At 32.3% G+C, this 18,414-nt stretch carries 15 protein-coding genes and 2 pseudogenes; 13 read left to right on the top strand and 4 right to left on the bottom strand.

Going from position 1 to position 18,414, the window contains the following annotated elements; all coding sequences use genetic code 11:
* From AC0NJG_RS27690 to hlyIIR, 4 genes and pseudogenes are all read left to right on the top strand, one after another.
* Positions 1 to 673, top strand: a pseudogene (locus AC0NJG_RS27690) (S-layer homology domain-containing protein); the annotation flags it as partial.
* A gap of 697 nt (positions 674 to 1,370) precedes the next feature.
* The gene (locus tag AC0NJG_RS27695) at positions 1,371 to 2,603 is read left to right on the top strand and encodes an N-acetylmuramoyl-L-alanine amidase (RefSeq protein WP_087954947.1); all 1,233 of its coding nucleotides are present in this window, start codon (positions 1,371 to 1,373) and stop codon (positions 2,601 to 2,603) included.
* Positions 2,604 to 2,907: 304 nt separating this feature from the next.
* Complete coding sequence (gene hlyII / locus AC0NJG_RS27700; protein WP_474063667.1) at positions 2,908 to 4,146, top strand: hemolysin II HlyII; 1,239 nt, start codon at positions 2,908 to 2,910, stop codon at positions 4,144 to 4,146.
* Positions 4,147 to 4,552: 406 nt separating this feature from the next.
* Complete coding sequence (gene hlyIIR / locus AC0NJG_RS27705) at positions 4,553 to 5,158, top strand: hemolysin II regulator HlyIIR (RefSeq protein WP_087954945.1); 606 nt, start codon at positions 4,553 to 4,555, stop codon at positions 5,156 to 5,158.
* Between the two features lie 142 nt (positions 5,159 to 5,300).
* On the opposite strand, the gene AC0NJG_RS27710 is transcribed toward hlyIIR, so the two are convergent.
* Together AC0NJG_RS27710 and AC0NJG_RS27715 are read right to left on the bottom strand one after the other, a co-directional pair.
* Complete coding sequence (locus tag AC0NJG_RS27710; protein ID WP_087954944.1) at positions 5,301 to 6,779, bottom strand: Lsa family ABC-F type ribosomal protection protein; 1,479 nt, start codon at positions 6,777 to 6,779, stop codon at positions 5,301 to 5,303.
* Between the two features lie 393 nt (positions 6,780 to 7,172).
* The gene (locus AC0NJG_RS27715) at positions 7,173 to 7,379 is read right to left on the bottom strand and encodes a hypothetical protein (protein WP_087954943.1); all 207 of its coding nucleotides are present in this window, start codon (positions 7,377 to 7,379) and stop codon (positions 7,173 to 7,175) included.
* A 414-nt stretch (positions 7,380 to 7,793) separates the two neighbouring features.
* On the opposite strand from AC0NJG_RS27715, the gene AC0NJG_RS27720 reads away from it, so the two are divergent.
* From AC0NJG_RS27720 to AC0NJG_RS27745, 6 genes and pseudogenes are all read left to right on the top strand, one after another.
* On the top strand, positions 7,794 to 10,523 hold the full coding sequence (locus AC0NJG_RS27720; protein ID WP_474063668.1) for a putative bifunctional diguanylate cyclase/phosphodiesterase: 2,730 nt from the start codon (positions 7,794 to 7,796) through the stop codon (positions 10,521 to 10,523).
* A gap of 413 nt (positions 10,524 to 10,936) precedes the next feature.
* A complete protein-coding gene (locus AC0NJG_RS27725) occupies positions 10,937 to 11,161 on the top strand; it encodes a hypothetical protein (protein ID WP_474063669.1) in 225 nt (74 codons plus the stop codon).
* Positions 11,113 to 11,409, top strand: a pseudogene (locus AC0NJG_RS27730) (VOC family protein); the annotation flags it as partial. The gene AC0NJG_RS27725 and the pseudogene AC0NJG_RS27730, both read left to right, overlap by 49 nt.
* A 1,093-nt stretch (positions 11,410 to 12,502) precedes the next feature.
* Positions 12,503 to 13,228 (top strand): hypothetical protein, encoded by a 726-nt coding sequence (locus AC0NJG_RS27735; RefSeq protein WP_474063670.1) that lies wholly within the window; start codon positions 12,503 to 12,505, stop codon positions 13,226 to 13,228.
* Positions 13,229 to 13,560: 332 nt separating this feature from the next.
* Positions 13,561 to 14,190 carry a hypothetical protein gene (locus AC0NJG_RS27740; protein WP_087952116.1) on the top strand — a complete coding sequence of 210 codons (630 nt, stop codon included), beginning with the start codon at positions 13,561 to 13,563 and terminating at the stop codon, positions 14,188 to 14,190.
* The gene (locus AC0NJG_RS27745) at positions 14,190 to 14,825 is read left to right on the top strand and encodes a hypothetical protein (protein WP_142940655.1); all 636 of its coding nucleotides are present in this window, start codon (positions 14,190 to 14,192) and stop codon (positions 14,823 to 14,825) included. Before AC0NJG_RS27740 ends, AC0NJG_RS27745 begins: the two co-directional genes overlap by 1 nt.
* A 464-nt stretch (positions 14,826 to 15,289) precedes the next feature.
* Here the strand turns inward: AC0NJG_RS27745 and AC0NJG_RS27750 are convergent, their stop codons facing one another.
* Positions 15,290 to 15,427: a hypothetical protein gene (locus AC0NJG_RS27750; protein WP_173602321.1), complete on the bottom strand. Its 138-nt coding sequence runs from the start codon at positions 15,425 to 15,427 to the stop codon at positions 15,290 to 15,292.
* A 125-nt stretch (positions 15,428 to 15,552) separates the two neighbouring features.
* Here AC0NJG_RS27750 and AC0NJG_RS27755 point away from each other — a divergent pair, with 125 nt between their 5' ends.
* The 3 genes from AC0NJG_RS27755 (at position 15,553) to AC0NJG_RS27765 (ending at position 17,636) form a co-directional block, all read left to right on the top strand.
* The gene (locus AC0NJG_RS27755) at positions 15,553 to 15,936 is read left to right on the top strand and encodes a hypothetical protein (protein WP_173602326.1); all 384 of its coding nucleotides are present in this window, start codon (positions 15,553 to 15,555) and stop codon (positions 15,934 to 15,936) included.
* Between the two features lie 16 nt (positions 15,937 to 15,952).
* A complete protein-coding gene (locus AC0NJG_RS27760) occupies positions 15,953 to 16,591 on the top strand; it encodes a nuclease-related domain-containing protein (protein WP_087952115.1) in 639 nt (212 codons plus the stop codon).
* A 334-nt stretch (positions 16,592 to 16,925) separates the two neighbouring features.
* Complete coding sequence (locus AC0NJG_RS27765; RefSeq protein ID WP_173602327.1) at positions 16,926 to 17,636, top strand: epoxyqueuosine reductase QueH; 711 nt, start codon at positions 16,926 to 16,928, stop codon at positions 17,634 to 17,636.
* 149 nt (positions 17,637 to 17,785) lie between these two features.
* Here the strand turns inward: AC0NJG_RS27765 and AC0NJG_RS27770 are convergent, their stop codons facing one another.
* Positions 17,786 to 17,944, bottom strand: a complete 159-nt coding sequence (locus AC0NJG_RS27770; RefSeq protein ID WP_173602324.1) for a hypothetical protein — start codon at positions 17,942 to 17,944, stop codon at positions 17,786 to 17,788.
* Positions 17,945 to 18,414 lie beyond the last annotated feature (470 nt).

The raw sequence follows: 18,414 nt of genomic DNA on the forward strand, positions 1-18,414 counted from the left end.
AGTAAAATCAGAAGAGAAACCAGAAGTAAAATCAGAAGAGAAACCAGAAGTAAAACCAGAAGTAAAACCAGAAGTAAAATCAGAAGAGAAACCAGAAGTAAAATCAGAAGAGAAACCAGAAGTAAAACCAGAAATGAAGCAAGAACCAATGAAAGAAAGAACAACTGGGGCGAAGAAGGGAACAAAACCAGAGATTAATTTACCAGCATACCTCGATAAATCTTTAGTGACAAATGATGTTACTTATAATCAAATTGCATTAAACATGCTACAAGTTTCACAAATTTCAATTTCAGATCAAGCACAAAGTTTAGTTCATGATATTAATACAAAATATAATACTAATTTGAAATTTAGTAATATCGGATTAAGCATTAAGTTAGTAGATGAAGGTATGCCTCTTCCAACAGATTCAATTGGTGCGCAATTACTTATTGAAGGACCAGCTGAAAATGATTTTGAAGTGAAATCCTTATATGATAATGAGGCCGTTGTGGAACTAACGAAAAAATGGGTTACCTTATTAGCTCCTGATTTAAATTTAGATCAAGAAATTCAAGAAGCAGTAGAGAAACATACTATGAATAACTACTATTTAAAAGGGGACTATAGGGTTAGAATTATGAATTCAAAATCTGATAAAGTCATGCGTGTACAAGTAGAACCTAAGTAATTGCTATTGTTTTTTAATAAAAGGTTTAGCGTGAAATAAAAATACTAATTAAATATATTATATAAAGGACACACCAGTATCTATCTAAAGGTAAGGTGTGTCCTATTTTTTGTACTGTAGATATACAATGAAAAAGTGAGATATAACATATGTTAATAAATGAAGTATATAAATTCCATATATATTTAAATAAGAAGAAGGATATAATTTAGTTAAAAGAAGTAGGTAGAATAGCTCTTTAATCTTCAGAAAACTACTCCCCACTTAGCGAAGCTTGTAGTGGGAGCTTCTCAGGTCTACGACGAAAGTAACCTTTCCTTTCATAGGGTTAGAAACATTTATATTAAATCTTATATTTATTAAAATAAGTAATTATTCACCATGTTTAATAATTAATCACTACATTATTAATATAGTTACCTTACAGAAATGTAAGATTTATTTAATTGACACTTATATGTATAAGTAACTATACTAGTTACGCATGATTGGCAAATATATCGAATAGTCCCAAGCTATAAGTGTATGTCTGTGGATTCTTTTCGAGATAATAGTTTAATTTAATCAAAAATTACTTATACGTAATATATTGATAATAACAACTTAATTTATCTTTTAAACTAAGTCATATTTCTTATAAGCTTAACTGTAAATGATTCATTTACCAACTTGTAATAATTTTTAGGAGTGTTACATTTTGAAATACAAATTAATTGCTACAGGAATTCTTGCTGGAAGTCTACTATCCTACTCATCTAGTGCATTTGCAAATACTCACAAATTCCCAGATGTTCCTGCATGGGCTGACAAATCCGTTAATTATTTAGTTGATAAAAAAGTATTAAGTGGGTATCCTGATGGCACTTTTGGTTCAAGTGATACATTAGATCGAGCTGCTGCTGCAACGATTATGACAAAAGTTCTAGGTATACATGTTGATACAAATGCAAAACCTTCTTTTACAGATTCTCAAAATCATTGGGCAACCCCTTATATTGCTGCTGCTGAAAAAGCAGGGATAGTTAACGGTGAAGGAAATGGAATATTCAATCCCTCAGGAAAAGTTACCCGTGCTGCTATGGCGGCAATGTTAGTAAATGCATATAAGCTACAAGATAGAACAAATAATAATGTGCAAAGTAAGTTTCATGATTTAAAAGGACATTGGGGTGAAAAGTTTGCCAATATTTTAATTGATTTAAAGATTTCCGTTGGTACTGATAATGGTTGGCAACCAAATAGATTCATAACACGTGCAGAGGCCGCACAACTTACTGCCAAAACAGATACCCTACAATCTGGTCCGAAAAATCCTATAGAAAGTAAAACAATCATTATTGATCCTGGACATGGTGGCGCAGATCCTGGAAAGCCCACAAAAGGATTGCCCGAAAGTAAAATCGTATTAGACACTTCTTTACGTCTACAACAATTACTTGAAAAGCGTACACCATTTACAGTCTTATTAACTCGCGAATCTGATACTAGACCTGGACATGACCAAAAAAGTTCTTTACAGGAACGTGTTAAATTTGCTAAGCAAAATCAGGGTGATATCTTTATAAGCATTCATGCAAATGCTTTTAACGGTAATGCAAAAGGGACAGAAACATACTACTATAAATCTTCTAAATCTGAAAAAACAAATCCTCATGTGGAAGAAAGTCGTGTTTTAGCTGAAAAAATTCAAGAACGATTAGTAGACGCACTTCAAACACGTGATAGAGGTGTTAAACATGGAGATCTTCATGTTATAAGAGAAAATGACATGCCAGCTGTGTTAACGGAACTTGCTTTTATAGATAATGGTATCGATTACAGTAAGTTATCTACAGAAAACGGAAGGCAGATTGCTGCAGAAGCCATTTATGAGGGGATTTTAGATTATTATGAATGGAAAGGAAATAATGTATCTGAATATAGGTTGTAATAAGCAAATGAAAATATAGTAATTCTCGAAATAAAGAATTCTATAATTTTTTTGTGTTTTTTTAAACAAGAATTTTAAATTCTTATTTAAAATTCTTGTTTAAATCGTTATTCTGTGTTTTAATAATATTGATAATAGTTATCAGTAAAGAAGAGATGGAAATTAGCAAATCAAGTGTTGATAGTTATTGGCATAAAGATTAATAAATTTCTACATTGTAACGTTATAAATCTATCTCTAGTATTGAGAGCTAAAAATAATACGTTTATATCTTTTAAATGTTTAAGAGGGAGTGGCTGTCTGTATGAAAAAAGCAAAGGGAATAGCTAAAAGTGTTGCCGTAGCGTCCGTTATTATGTCTGGATCACTTGGTTTACAAGCAACATCTGCATTTGCAGATTCTAAAGGAACTGTAGAAAATCTGCAAAATGGTGGAAAAGTCTATAATAGTTTTAAAACTACTTATGACATGAAACAGAATATCAAAAATTCAATAAAGGTTTCTTTTATTGAGGATCCTTACGCAGATAAAAAGATTGCAATTGTTACCACTGATGGTAGTAATATAGATGCGAAATATACAATTAATGGGGGATACTATAACGCAGGTTTAAAATGGCCATCGGCGTATCATACGGAAGCAGAAATAACTAGTGGTGATAGCGCTCAATTCCATAAAGCTGCCCCAGTTAATACAATGACTTCAGCAAAGGTTACTTCTGAGGTAGGGTATACACTTGGTGGAAGTGTTAAAGTTGGGGTAAATGATAAAGGGCCAAATGCCGATGCAAGTATTACAGGTAGCTTTGCTTGGAAAGAAAGTGTATCTTATGATCAGGTAGACTATAAAACGGTATTAGAGACTCACACAGATAAAAAATTAAATTGGAAAGTAGGATTCCAATCGTTTAATTTCCCAGAGTGGGGAATTTATAATCGTGATTCATTCAATACTTTCTATGGTAATCAACTATTTATGAAATCACGTAGTTATAATGAAGGAACGAATAATTTTGTTTCAAAAGACACAGTACCAGCTTTAACAGGATATGGTTTTTCTCCTAATGTAGTAGCGGTTATTACTGCTGATAAAGGAGAATCTACATCAGATTTAAAAATAACAAATCGTAGAATTTCAGATCAGTACAATATTGAATGGGTAAGTTCAAAATGGTGGGGAACAAATAATAAGGATACATATAATGAGTTCTTTACAAACAACTATAAATTAGACTGGAAAAACCATCAAGTTACTCTTGATAACCAAAAAGCCCTTGAAGAACAAATGATTGGTATCAACAACGTGAATAACCAGCTTAACAAAGGAAAAGGAAAATTATCTTTTTCAATGAATGGAAATCAGCTTAAGGCTACATCTAGCAATGCTGGTTATGGTATCAGTTACGAAGATAAAAATTGGAGTATCTTTGTAAATGGTGAAAAGGTCTACACGTTTAATGAAAAAACAACTGTAGGTAATATCTCAAATGACATTAACAAATTAAACATCAAAGGACCTTATATTGAGATTAAACAAATCTAATCAGTAAATAAGGTACAATTGATGGGTAATTATTTCATCAAAATATGAGTATAAAGGTTTATTTTAAATCTGTATAATGTAATGAAAGGACCAGATAAACTCTGGTCCTTATTATTTTTTGTTCATTCTTTTACTCAAGTAGAAAAGAGTGTAAAATATTTGAAAGCTATTCATGTCACGCAGGGGGATATTTTTTAAGCATGGCGTTTAATTAGGATAGGAGAGATTGAAGAGCTGTCTCTTTTTGAGGCGTACGTTGTGTGGCGAATTGTTTAAAGTAATGAAGACCTCATCGGTTGTGAAGTTACTACTTTAAATATATAATTAAATTTCATTAAAAAGATACTCTATTCAAATTCCTTATTGGATTTTTGAAGTGAAATATATATTATTTGAGGTGTGTGAAATGGGGAAGTCTCGAGAGCAGACGATGGAAAATATTTTGAAGGCTGCTAAGAAAAAATTTGGAGAGCGTGGCTACGAAGGTACGAGCATACAAGAAATTGCAAAAGAAGCGAAAGTAAATGTCGCTATGGCTTCATACTATTTTAATGGGAAAGAAAACCTGTATTATGAGGTATTTAAGAAATATGGCCTTGCTAATGAGTTACCTAATTTTCTTGAGAAGAATCAATTTAATCCTATTAATGCTCTAAGAGAATATTTAACAGTCTTTACTACACATATAAAAGAAAATCCTGAAATTGGCACATTGGCATATGAGGAGATTATTAAGGAAAGTGCAAGATTAGAAAAGATTAAACCGTATTTTATAGGTAGTTTTGAACAGTTAAAAGAAATATTGCAGGAAGGGGAAAAACAAGGAGTATTTCATTTCTTTTCTATAAATCATACGATACATTGGATCACTTCTATTGTTTTATTTCCAAAGTTTAAAAAGTTCATTGATTCTTTAGGACCAAATGAAACGAATGATACAAATTATGAATGGATGCCAGAAGATTTGGTGAGCAGGATTATTTCTGCTTTAACAGATAAGCCTAATATATGAATTGCTCAGTGTTTATGAATCCTAATTTTCCTATTAAAAAGCCTAATTTCTCTATGTATTGTAGAGAAATTAGGCTTTTTTCGACATTTCATTCAAATACTTTATAAACTAATGGCTTGATTTATTAATGATTTGAGTGAAGTTACATAGATATAGTTTTAGTTGCAACGGTTTGTTGAAATGCCTTATCATGCTCAACAATAACCATTGTAGGATTAAATTGTTGAATCAGCTCTTCAATTTGCATACGTGAATAAATATCTACAAAGTTTAGCGGTTCGTCCCAAATATATAAATGAGCTTTTTCACATAAACTTTTAGCGATAAGCAGTTTTTTCTTTTGTCCACCAGAATAATGAGATATATCTTTTTCAAATTGAATTCGGTCAAAGTCCATCTTTCGTAAGATGGATTTAAATAACGTCTCATCAATTTTTTGCTCTTCAATATAGTCTGATAGTGATCCCTTCAAATGAGAAGTATCTTGTTGGACATAGGAAATGGTGAGTCCTGTACCTAATGTAACTAAGCCTGTAAACTGTATCGATTGCCCTAGAATTAGTTTTAGGATACTACTTTTCCCGCTCCCATTCTTGCCATCAAGTACAATTCGGTCACCTTGTTCAACTATGAAGCTAATCGGCTCATTCACCACTTGGTCATCGTACTTAACAGACACGTCAGCCAAAATAACCAATTCATTTGACTTAAACTTCAATGCTTCTAATTTTAATGACTCAGTTTTCTCCACATTTTTTAGTAATTTTGATTTTTCTTCAATAGCTTTTTGTTGCCTTGATTCGAGGTTTTTTGCTCTTTTCATCATTTTGGCTGCTTTATGTCCTACAAATCCCTTATCCAACTTAGAACCTGAATTCCTTGTTCCATTTTTTGAAGCTTCTACATCATGAGACCAACTTGCTGAACGCTTGGAAGACTGTTTTAATCTTCCTATGTCTTTTTGTAGACGATCATTTGTAGCCTGTTCGTGCTCTTGCTGTCTATCAAAATTTAATTTCCAAGAAGAATAGTTTCCGCTTTGAACTTCAATATTTGCTCTATTTATAGATAAGATATGGTCAACGCATCCATCTAAAAAGATTCTGTCATGTGAAATTAAAATAAACCCTTTTTTCTTCTTTAGATAATCAGAGACTATTTTTCGTGCATCAGTGTCTAGGTGATTTGTTGGTTCATCAATTAATAGAAATTGACCTTCATTTAAAAACAGTGCAGCAAGCAACACCTTTGTTTGTTCTCCATTTGATAAAGTTTTAAACGGTCTGTACATGACCTCGGCATCAACATTTAAATAGGATATTTCACGTAGAAATTCCCAATCTTCTGCTTGGGGGCAAATTTCTTCAAGGATTTCATGAGTAAATTTGTTCTTATCTGCAACAGGGTAGGGGAAGTAATTGAATTCTACCGAAGCAAGGATTTTTCCACTATACTCATAATTCCCTAATAATAAATTAAGGAATGTCGTTTTACCTCGTCCGTTTCTACCGATAAATCCTAGTTTCCAATCCGTATCTATTTGAAAGTTTACATCTTCAAAAATATTATCAAAGCTACCTGGGTATGAAAAAGTTAAGTCTTGAACTTTTATCATTGACATAATAATTCCTCCTTTATATATCGAGACGTTTCATATAAAGTCGGAACATCCATCCATTTTTTAATTTCTCTATATAAGTTTGATGGATATTAGCGACTTATATAGAGCATTACATGTGTAACAATAGTGTCTGAATTAGCCATTTTTCTCGCTCCTTTATTTGTTCAGTAAATTTAGCGATTAATAAATTTCAACTTACATAAGAGGGAATAAAAAAATCCCCCAATTTTTAATCGGAAGGATTAGTCTGTCTTTTATACTTAATAAGTATTTATTAATCATTTGAATCATGACAAATAAAGTATGAAATGAATTATAAAAATGGATAGACTAACCCTATATTTTGTAGTTTGAAGTTATAAAATTCAACTTAAAATATAAATTAGTTAATCATTATTCATCCATCATTCCTTTCATCATTCTATTTTTAGGGTAACATTCTTTTTGTGGAGATGCAATATCATCTTCACTTAATGCTAGATCATGTATAATTGTTTGGCTAATTAGATATAACAATACATCTTTTTTTATAAACATCATATTTTGTTCAAAATGTAGCGTCTTTTGTCCATTAAAAGATGGGTTATTTGAAATTGACATTACCTCTTAGTTGTAACTATAATAATTACAGTTAGTTTGGTAATTTCATTCGAAATTCTAAGTTTATGATAGTATATTTTCCTTCTTTCTAAGTGTGACAATAAGCGAATAACTATGTTGCAATGGAAGTTTAGATTCTATCTCATATTCAAAGAACAGTTAAGTTGTATTATTCAAATTTACGGTGAGCAAATACTAAAAAAATAACATTTTCCATCGTATTCTTTTTGGAATGCTTAGTTAAAAAAGAGGAAATATCTGCAGAAAGCAAATCAGGCTGTGGTATGTAGAAAGAAATCCAATAAAAAGGTCATAATATGGAATGATAGGTAAGGCTCATTTTAATGAATACGAGCAGTGCAGCATCAGGTCATTTTTAATAAAAGCCTAGAAAAAATCAAGAAGGTGAGTCTATTGCGTAACCATTCATATGTGCAATTTTATGTATTAATATTAGCTCTATTGGCTTATTTAAGCTTTTGTTTTATATTTTTATTTGTTTTTCCGAATCATTATTTTGTATCAGATTTTAATATACGACTATCATCCTTAGTTGTTGAAATTACTGTATTTATCTCATTACTCTATTCTATAGTATCCAGAAAAGTTAAGTTAGGATTGTTTTGGGCTTGTATTACTATTGCAATAGGGTGTTTCTTGATAGGGAATTTTATATCTGCTTTTCAAGTACTTAATATAGAATTACCAATACAAAATTTTAATATCTCTGATGTATTTTTGTTGTTTTTCTTATTCTTCTTTCTCTTTGCGTTCTTTTATAAAATCATGATGGAATGTAACAAATGGGAAAAGGCGTATTTGATTTGTGATTTATGTATTGTTGTTACTGCTATTTTCACCTTAGAGTGGTACCTATTTAATAAACCTTCTGCAAATATTTTATTCTTATCAATTGGAGATGTTTTTCTTTCATTTATTTTCCCGATTATAGATCTATTGCTTCTTTTACTAGGCATTAGCCTTATCTTTCGACCAGCAATTTTTAATGCGAAAAGTAAATTATTTATTTTCATCTTAGTATTAACTGGATTGTCTATTACGGACTATTTATATTTCTATTTACAAGATGATTTATCAAATCGTTCACTCATATTATTAAGGTGTTTATATAGAGTTTTTCTATTATTTATTGCCATTGCCGCTACTATCCCAAGGAGTGCATCTTCTAGAAGAAATTATTTTATTATTAATCCGACATTTGGAAAGAAACTTCTTGTCATATTTCCTTATCTTGCAGTTGCAATCTTAATTGGTTTTACTTTAAAAGAGCAAACTTCTTCAGCTACACTGATTACGGGCAATTGTATTGCCTTTGTATTTGTACTGATTCGTCATACAATTGTACGAATGCAAAACAAAGATTTAACCGAAACATTAAAAGTGTTTAATAATCAATTAGAGCAAACAGTATCTCAAAGGACAGAAGATTTAATAAAAAAATCTAATGATTTGGTGAAAAATCAAGAGAGGTTTAAGTCATTATATGAGTATCATCCAGACCCTATATTAACAATTGATTCAAATGGTATCGTTTTAAATATAAACCAGTCAGGAAGTATATTATTAGGGAAAGATAGTGCTGCATTAATAGGAAAAGAGTGCTTCTCTATTTTTTTAGATGAAGATAAACCTGAATTGGAAGCAGCTCTAAAGATAGGGAAACGATGTAGTTCGTCTTCGTTACAGTTACGTGTGAAAAATAATAATGAGAAGGATATACATTTTTGGTATGTCACTATTGTTCCTATTATGATAGAAGGACAAACTTTTGGGAGTTATGTAATGGTAAAAGACATAACGAGGATGAAGCAACAACAGGATGAGATAAACTATCTAGCATTTCATGATACGGTGACGGAGATTGGGAATCGAATATTCTTCCAACAAGAATTAGACAAATCCATTGAGCGTGTACAAAAAACACAGGATAAGTTTGGACTCCTATATATAGATTTAAACCGCTTTAAGACCATTAATGATACAATGGGTCATGCAATTGGTGACAAGGTTTTAAAAGAAGTTGCCAAACGTTTTAGGACATGTCTGTCACCGGCTATTCCTTTAGCAAGAATAGGGGGAGATGAGTTTGCAATCATTGTCCATAACAAAACAGAGCAACAGCTATTAGATTTGTGCGAAATACTATTTCGCATAACTGAAGAACCATTTGTAATAAATCAACACAGCTTTTATTTATCCCTTAGTATAGGCATAGCGTTGTATCCATTTGGAGGAACAAATGCCACAACGCTTTTACAACATGCTGATATTGCTATGTATAGCGCAAAGGAAAAAGGTAGCAATGCTGTTTGTATATACGACGAGACATTATCTCAAAAAATAACAAGACGATTACAATTAGAGCAAGATTTACCGAATGCAATTGAAAATAATGAGTTGTTTTTATTGTACCAACCACAAGTTGATAGTAAGGAAGGAAAGGTTATTGGTGCAGAGGCATTGATACGTTGGCAACATCCAGAACTGGGACTAATTTCACCTTTTGAGTTTATACCTATCGCGGAAGAAACATCACAGATTATTTCAATTGGAAAATGGACGCTACAGCAAGCGTGTTCACAACTGGAAGAATGGCATTCTGCAGGTTATATCAATCTAAAAATGGGGATAAATTTATCAGCTATAGAGTTTGAACAGAAAGATTTTGTTCAAATAGTCATATCTACCATAGAAGAAGTAGGGGTCCCGGCTAACTCGATTGATTTGGAATTAACAGAGCGTATAGCAATGGTAGATGAAAAAGAAACTTTATCAAAGCTAAAAGCATTAAAATCATATGGTGTACATTTATCAATAGATGATTTTGGTACAGGATATTCTTCATTAGCGTATTTACCTTTGTATCCAATTGATACTTTGAAAATTCCAAGAGAATTTGTGAATAGGATTGGAACTTCAAATGATGGAGATGAAATTATACAAATTATTATTTCGCTAGCCCATACTTTAAATATGAAAGTAATAGCAGAAGGGGTAGAAACGAAGGAGCAATTAACAGTGTTACAACAAAGTGCATGTTATCTAATTCAAGGTTATTACTACAGTAAGCCTGTAAATAAAGATGAATTTATTAATTTTTTAAATACGACACAAAATAAATAAGTCCAAAAAATATATGAATTAAAGTGAGAAAACGTTCTACCCATATGGAGTAGAACGTTTTTCTTTAGTTTATTTTCAAAAGATATGCAGCTGGGTTTTGGTTTTTGAAAGTAAATTAAGTATCTATCTTCCACGTATTATATCTTATTGGTGAGTATTGAAAGAACTACCCTTATAGATTTTATAATATTTGACGTAATCACTAGAGTATAGTTTGTACATTAATCTGCATAAATACCGTAAATATTAGGAGAATCTAAACAGAGTGGGAAAATTATTTTAACTGAAAAATGATGAGGGGATCAACATGTCTACTGCTAATAGTGTTGCATAGAGATTTATTCTTTAGACTTTTTGCAACAGGAAGAAATAATTACCCATATAAAAATTACAGATAAGGAGGCTTTTTAATAATGGGTTTAAATGAAGGTTTTGATACTATTTTTTTAGGAGAAGAGTTCCCAATTTCATTTCCACGTTTACGTGAGGATATAAGTCAAGTTGCATTAGAAGGAGGTAAAATTGATGGAGCAAATAATACTGATGTAGAAAAAAATATGAATCTTGATAGATGCGATAATTGGCATATGGATATGCCGAGTTTCGCCTTGGCGATTACCAGCAAGAACTGGGCCTGATTGATAGCCGCTACGCACCTAATGGTTCAGCGACCGGTCCAGCAGGTGCTGTAGTGTATTGGCATGTTGATGATATAACAGCCACATTCAAAAAGCTGTTGTCTATGGGAGCAAAAGAGTACGAGGCACCAACAGAGTGAGGTGAGGGGTTCATTACTGCTTCCGTAATCGATCCCTTTGGTAACATTTTAGGTATTATGTACAATCATCACTATTTAGAGGTTCTGAGTTCAATCCAAAAAGTGTGACCTTCGCCGTCGACATTCACAGTTCACCGAGGATTGGTAAGTTGTACTGTGAAGCGTAGCAATTCTTTGTGCAGTGGTAGTTGTCTCGACTTATGTTATGATTACCCTAATGGTTTAGTATTCAATTTTGAGGAGAAAAATACAAGGAAAATGGAAAGATGAAAAGAGGGTCACGAGGTAAGATTAGTAAAGGATTATTCTAGATTAGGGCGCAATTGTGTACTAACAATTGGAGTTAAATGACACAACTTTTGTGTTTTTAACGTAATACCCTAATATTTTTTGACAATCGTCCTTCAAAAGCTTAAGGAAAAGGATTCTTTTAGGTAATGTGTTAACTTTAATTAAAACTTCTTGAAATATATAACGTTATTATATAATATATAGTTGTATTGCTAGTTTGATTGATTCCGTTTATTCCCACACCTTCTTGTGTTGTGGTTGAGTTGTAGAAGCAAGTTACGTCTTGTTTCATTTTTGAAAGGGCTTCTTTGAGCCGATTAGTGTATATATAGCTTATTTTGCTATGCACATTTTTAATCGACTTGAAGAAGCTTTTTTTTGTACTATTTTCAAGTTCGCAGGCTAGGTTATGAATCCTAACAAACTACAAGAAAGAGGAAATATGAAAATGAAACAAGATAACATTTGACAGTATTAGATGATTCAAAAGAGCAGGAAACAAGACAGTGATCCAAAGAGCCGGATGATATATTTGCTGGATGGGATGAGCTATCTAAAATTACAGGTGAAGAACTGCCATTTTAATAAAAGCTAGGTAGTTTACAGAGGGGAAAAGGAAGAACTGAGTGATGTATATACTTGGATCTTCCTTTTTTATTGCAAAAAAGAACTGGGGGGTAATTATTATGAGTGTAGGAAATGTTTTAGTGGTGAGATTTTATCCACCCACATTAACAGTAGGGAAACACTGAATGCGGATAAGCGTATGCTTGTACATAAACAAGATTTTGTATTCTAGGATAAATGGAGTGTTGAAGTAGACACTTCTCAAAAGAAAGGGAACGAAAAAGCAAAGTAGTCGATGCGTAATTTGAATTCGATTTATTTGCATAATGGAGAGGGGAATACCATGGTTACAAACATTTTCATCGGTCTATTTTGTTATGTATTTTTTGTAGTTTGTAATTCAAGAAAAAAATTTCTGATAGAAGAAGCCAAGAGGGAAGAAAAAGAAAATACACCGGTAGAACGTCCCGTTTATTGGTGCCCGAGAGAAAATAGACCTATTGGTAGGGAACAAGAGCGTATTACTGTCCTAACAAAAGAAATCACCTTAGAAAAAGAGGTAGCAGGTATATATGATTTAGTTGCTATTACTGTTCAAAAGAATTTGGATGAAGAATTTAGTAACAAGTTACAACAGGAAATTGATGATGAAGTAGTTGAGCATGTTAAAAGCTTTCACTTTACTCCTGCTTCTGAAACAGTATATGATACCTCATTTCTGAGTGATAAGGATATAACATTTTACAGTAATATGGATACACTAGAGGAATTATTAGGATATGAAGATACATTTCCTGAACTAGAACAGCTGAAAATCCCACAAGAAACAGCACATGCTACATCTGTTCAAAATTTAGTGTCAGAAGAGGAAGAATTTCAGGTTGTGATATGGGAGGCTCAAGTGGTAGAACGAGAGCAAGAATTCACCTGCGTCATAAACATATCTAATAACAAGGGCTATTGGATTCATACAGGGGGAGAAATATTACCAGAAAATCAACTGCTGTATTTAGAAGTAAAAATTGATTCATCGTATTCCTATACATTAGTTAGATGGAGTGGTAGATAACTAGGAAATATCTAAATGTATTTCCTGGTTGTATTTTCTTAGTTAAATAGCATGAAAAACAGCATTTTCTCACTCATTTGTACAAGGATAAATTTTTTTATTTTTGTACAAATGAGTGAGATAGAACGATTCACCATATTAGGATATTCGACTATAATGGAACACTGTACGTCATTGTGATATTAAAATGTTTTGAGATTCAAGTGATTAACAGTCTTAAAACAGGAGAATTGAGAACTCTTCGTAATATTACAATGCTTTAAATAGATAGTATCAAATCATGAGAAATGTATGAAGAATTATTTTATCAAAGTAAATAGGAGTGATAATATATGGCAATCGATCATATGAGCAACAACGTAGTAGAAAAATTAGAACAAACGGTGCGCTATGAAAAGAAACAAATCCAGGTATTACGTGTAAGTAAAAGTAGCTCTAATATACATGCTTACATGATTTTTCCGGAATTCTCAGAGGTTAAAATTTCAAATACCGAACTGGATGAATATATAAAAAACCTATCAATAAGCTTGAAATATGTCATTAATCGGAAGTTGAGTCAACAAGAAATAGAAAAACAAAATCATTCTTTTATTATGACATGTGCAGTTGAGGAGGATGGAGTGATAGATGATGAAACAATTCATTTTAATACGACGTATGTCAAACCACCAACAATTGCAAATAAAGTATTTAAGTTAGTGTGTGGATTAGGCAATCGCTTAGATAGCTTAAAAGAGTTACATATTACAGTATTAAATAATAATATTAATCGAATTGAAATTGAGTTTTACAATGAAAATGAAACATATGTGGCAGTAGAAAAAGAAGAAATTGCAAATGCAATTATGGGGGCATATACAAAAGCAAATATCTATTATGCAGCAGACCTCTATTATGTTGCAGAAGGAAATCAAATCAAATTAAAGAGCGTTAAACCAAAATTAGCGGGTGATGTGTAATGAAACAAGAAAAAGGGATGATAGGAGTCTTATGTACGCTTGTTTTAATGGTTTTCCTTCTTATCCCCTTACAAGCAGCTCAGGCTTCTGTAAAAGTAGATTTTAATAAATTGAAGGGGGACGATGTTTCGTCATCCTTTAAAGAGGGATTAAACAATCGAAAGAAAACAACTGAGAAAGATGATTCATTTGGTTCATCAATCATACAAAAAGTTGAAGGTATGTATGCACCGGCTTTTAAAGTAGGGGTAAATATCTTTTCTATTTTATTTATATTAGGCGTTATTGTCATGGTTATGGCATTAATTACAAAGAATGGTCAATGGATGAAGTGGGCAACCGGAAGTATGATTTTTTCATTTATTAGTATGATATCTATAAGACTAAGTGTGTACTTCTTATTCAGTTCGGATGTGTTTTCGTTTATGAACATCTTTACGGATTTTTTAGATCTGTTTAAAGCAACAGCACTTATTTTCACACCATTTATGTTAACCACGGGTATTCGTTTAAGAAGAATTCATGAGAGTACGAAACAGCCTGAGTATTACCGTTGGTCCAACCGTGTTATAACGGGCTCTTGTTTATTGTGTATGTTAGCTGTACTCGCTCCATGGCTATTTGATAATATGTAAAAACTATATATAAAGATTAGAAAGGTGCTGGATTTACATTCAGTACCTTTTATCTATCCATCGAGTTTCTTCTTTCGTATTCTTCAAGTACTTCCAGCAATATAGGGGATAATATGCCACTTAGTTGAATTACACACCACTTAACGTCCTTACGGACTGTTTAAAGTGGGAGATTCCTGCGAACACCGATGTATCCAACAGTTATCTTAGCAGGATCTGCCCGTAGTCCCTACGGTGAAAATATAAGTATCTTGTACGTTAACTCACCACGCTTCCTACTTTAGCTTGGTTTTCGCAACTTTAGCAAACGTGGGGCGAAAGAACGTTGAAGATTTTACGGTGCAACGTTTTTCTGCAACCAACCTCATATCTTCAGTTTTCAAAGAGCAGTCTGTACAAGTATATGGTAGCAAACATGTTGGCTGATGCCAACCGACATTCATCACCCACCTAAAATTGGTGTTTTACACCTTCACATTTTTGAGGAAGCAGTCTTCTGTCGGAAAACGATAAACAGCTGTATATTTGCAGGTTAAAAGGTTTGAAAAAGCTGAATCTGTTTCTTGTTCTATTATCGTATTATCTACTTTAAGTTTTAACATGTCTATCACAATCCTCTTTAGGCTAGTGCGTAAATTAATAGAGACGTATCGCATCATACTTATAATTGAAGGTAAATATTTTTCGGTTAAAAATAACCTTAATTATTTTGAAAGGACTGTTTGATTTGAAAAGAAATCGAGAATATATTGTTTTGCGAAATTCTATTTTAATAGGTTGGTTGCTCACAATTATTGTTATGGGCCTATCTGTCTATTTTTCTTCCATTGTGTATTTATTAATCGGTTGTTTCATTCTGTCCCTAAAATACGGATTAATGGGCACAATAAAGAATGTAGAAAACCGTTTACCTACCTGGGCTAACTTTGGTGTCATTGAAAAGCCAGTAAATAGAAGGGTGACCAAGCCCTTTCAGTTTCAGGGTGGGCTCCTTGCTTCTTTAGCATTAGGATTCGTAGAGATGGTGATAAAAGGCTTATGTATCTCATATTTTATTTTAGGATTAGAAACGTATGTATATCGTTTGATGCGCAGAAACGCAAGAGTGTGAAAAGGAGGCTTCTATTATGAAAGTATTGATATTCGAATTAATTCTCATTGTGATTCTGATTCCTTTGAACATCGTTTTAAAAAAACATGTACCGAAATGGAAAGGGAAAGCCGGGGAAAAACTAGTGAAACGTATATTGGGCAAATTGGATCCCACAAGTTATTTTGTGTTACATGATGTGACGGTTCATACGGAGTATGGTGATACAGCGCAAATTGACCATATTGTTATTGCGGAAACAGGGGTATTTGTTATAGAGACGAAGAACTATGAGGGCTGGATCTATGGAAGTGATAAATCAGCAAGGTGGACACAGGGGATTTTTAGAAAGAAATCCTCCTTTCAAAACCCATTTCGACAAAACTATAAACATATCAAGGCAATTGAGTGGTTGATGGAAAAACAGCTGCCGTGTATCTCTATTGTAACATTTCATCCAAAATGCAGTCTAAAAAGGGTAAGTGTTCATTCGAAAGATAAACATATTTTATATTATGACGATCTGAAAACATGTATCGAATCCTATATTGATTTGAAACTAACAAAAGAGGAGGTTAAGCATATCTACCAAAATATTTTGCGAGCTAATATTACCGATAAGGGTATTAATAAGAAACATGTGAAGTATTTACAGAATAAGTTCGCTAAGCAATAAGAAAAGGAGAAAGGAATAATGTTATATTTAATAGGATTTTTGGTAATCATCGTAGTAATTATTCGTCTTAATGTGAAGTATTATCAGTTAAAAGGTAACCCAAAAGATTTTGTGATGAAAAAGAATGATTAAAAATATATCTTAGACATAGAGGTAATAGACTACGTACATTATTTGGACCGTCATTAAAAGGCCATGAGAACCGTTTTAAGACTGATAAATAGATGAGTATAAATATATTTGTATTTATGGATATAAATGATAAAATAAATAAAAATAAATAGGAGGTTTAGTTGTGAAAGAAGTATTAGATGTTGAAACCTATATACAAAAAATGAAGAATCAGAAAATAAATTATGACAAAGTATTAAGAAAAATGATAAAAGATTGGGAAGTAAGAAATGAAAGACCAAAAGTGTTACTTCATTCTTGTTGTGCTCCTTGTAGTACCTCTTCATTGGAATTTCTTGCAGAACATGCAGATGTTACAATATTCTTCTCAAATTCAAATATCCATCCGAAAAGCGAATACATGCGACGCTCTAATGAACAAAAGATTTTTGTAGATAAGTTTAATGATCGTACAGGGCATACAGTAGGGTTTATTGAGGATGAATATCGGCCAAATGTATTTTTCAAAATGGTAAAAGAAGAAGGTTTGGCAGAAGAGCCAGAAGGTGGGCTTCGTTGTTCGGCTTGTTTTGATATGAGATTGGATCGTTCAGCTGAGGTAGCACAAGAAAGGGGATTTGATTACTTCGGTAGTGCGATTACTCTTTCTAAAAATAAAAATAGTCAATTAATAAATGAACTTGGAATCGGTGTGCAACAAAATTATGATTCACGTTATTTACCAAGTGATTTCAAAAAAAGTAACGGGTATCAACGTTCAATTGAAATGTGTAATGAATATGACGTGTTCCGTCAATGTTATTGTGGGTGTTCATTTGCAGCAGAAAAACAAGGTATAGATTTACGAACGGTGAACAAAGATGCAATAAATTATCTGAAAGAAAATAATCTTAGTTTGAAAAAAGAGATTTAATCGAGAAAAATTTGATGTGAAATTAACCTATAATCTATAAAAGAAATGCATTATGTTTCTAAATGATAAATGTAAAAGCTAAAATAGTTCTGGAATAACTCCTTATTGGTTAAATTTCTAGAGAAGAAAAACCAATAAGGAGTGTTTTTTTAATCTCGCATTGCCCCTGCTTCTCGGGAAGTCATTGCTCCTTGCCCCGCTCTTACATCATTTTGAATTTCTTGTTTCACTTTTTGTGCATCAGTTTCAGCAAAATCTGGTTTCATAACAGAACCAGATTTTTCTATAACCTTTTTATGATGTTGCATACAAACCCTCCTCAATTTAACGTTTAATAACCTTATTATGTACAAGAGTACACTCGGTATACTCTGAGTAGTGAAACAAATATCATGTAAAGTAAGAAGGTGATTAAATAAATTTCCAAATATAGTATTTAAATAAGAAGAAATAATATTTTTAAAATAAAATACCTATAAATCTAACTTTCAAAAGGACAAACCTCCGCATAGCCTTAGCGGAGGTTTGTCTTTTTTTGGTTTAAGTAGGAAAAAAGTTAAGGGGGGTTTTTAACACTCAATGAAACTAAGAATCATAACATATTGTGTAATAACTTATATGGAAGTGGGTTGAATAATAATGTTTTATTCATATTTTGATTCTCAAGCTAGAACACGGCCGTATGGTACTGTAGGTATCACGCATATAAAGAAACTGGAAAAAGTTTAACATATGGTACATGCTCTGCCAAACTTCCTGCCATGAAGAAAGAGTTTGT

Source organism: Bacillus sp. SSR7 (assembly GCF_055902415.1).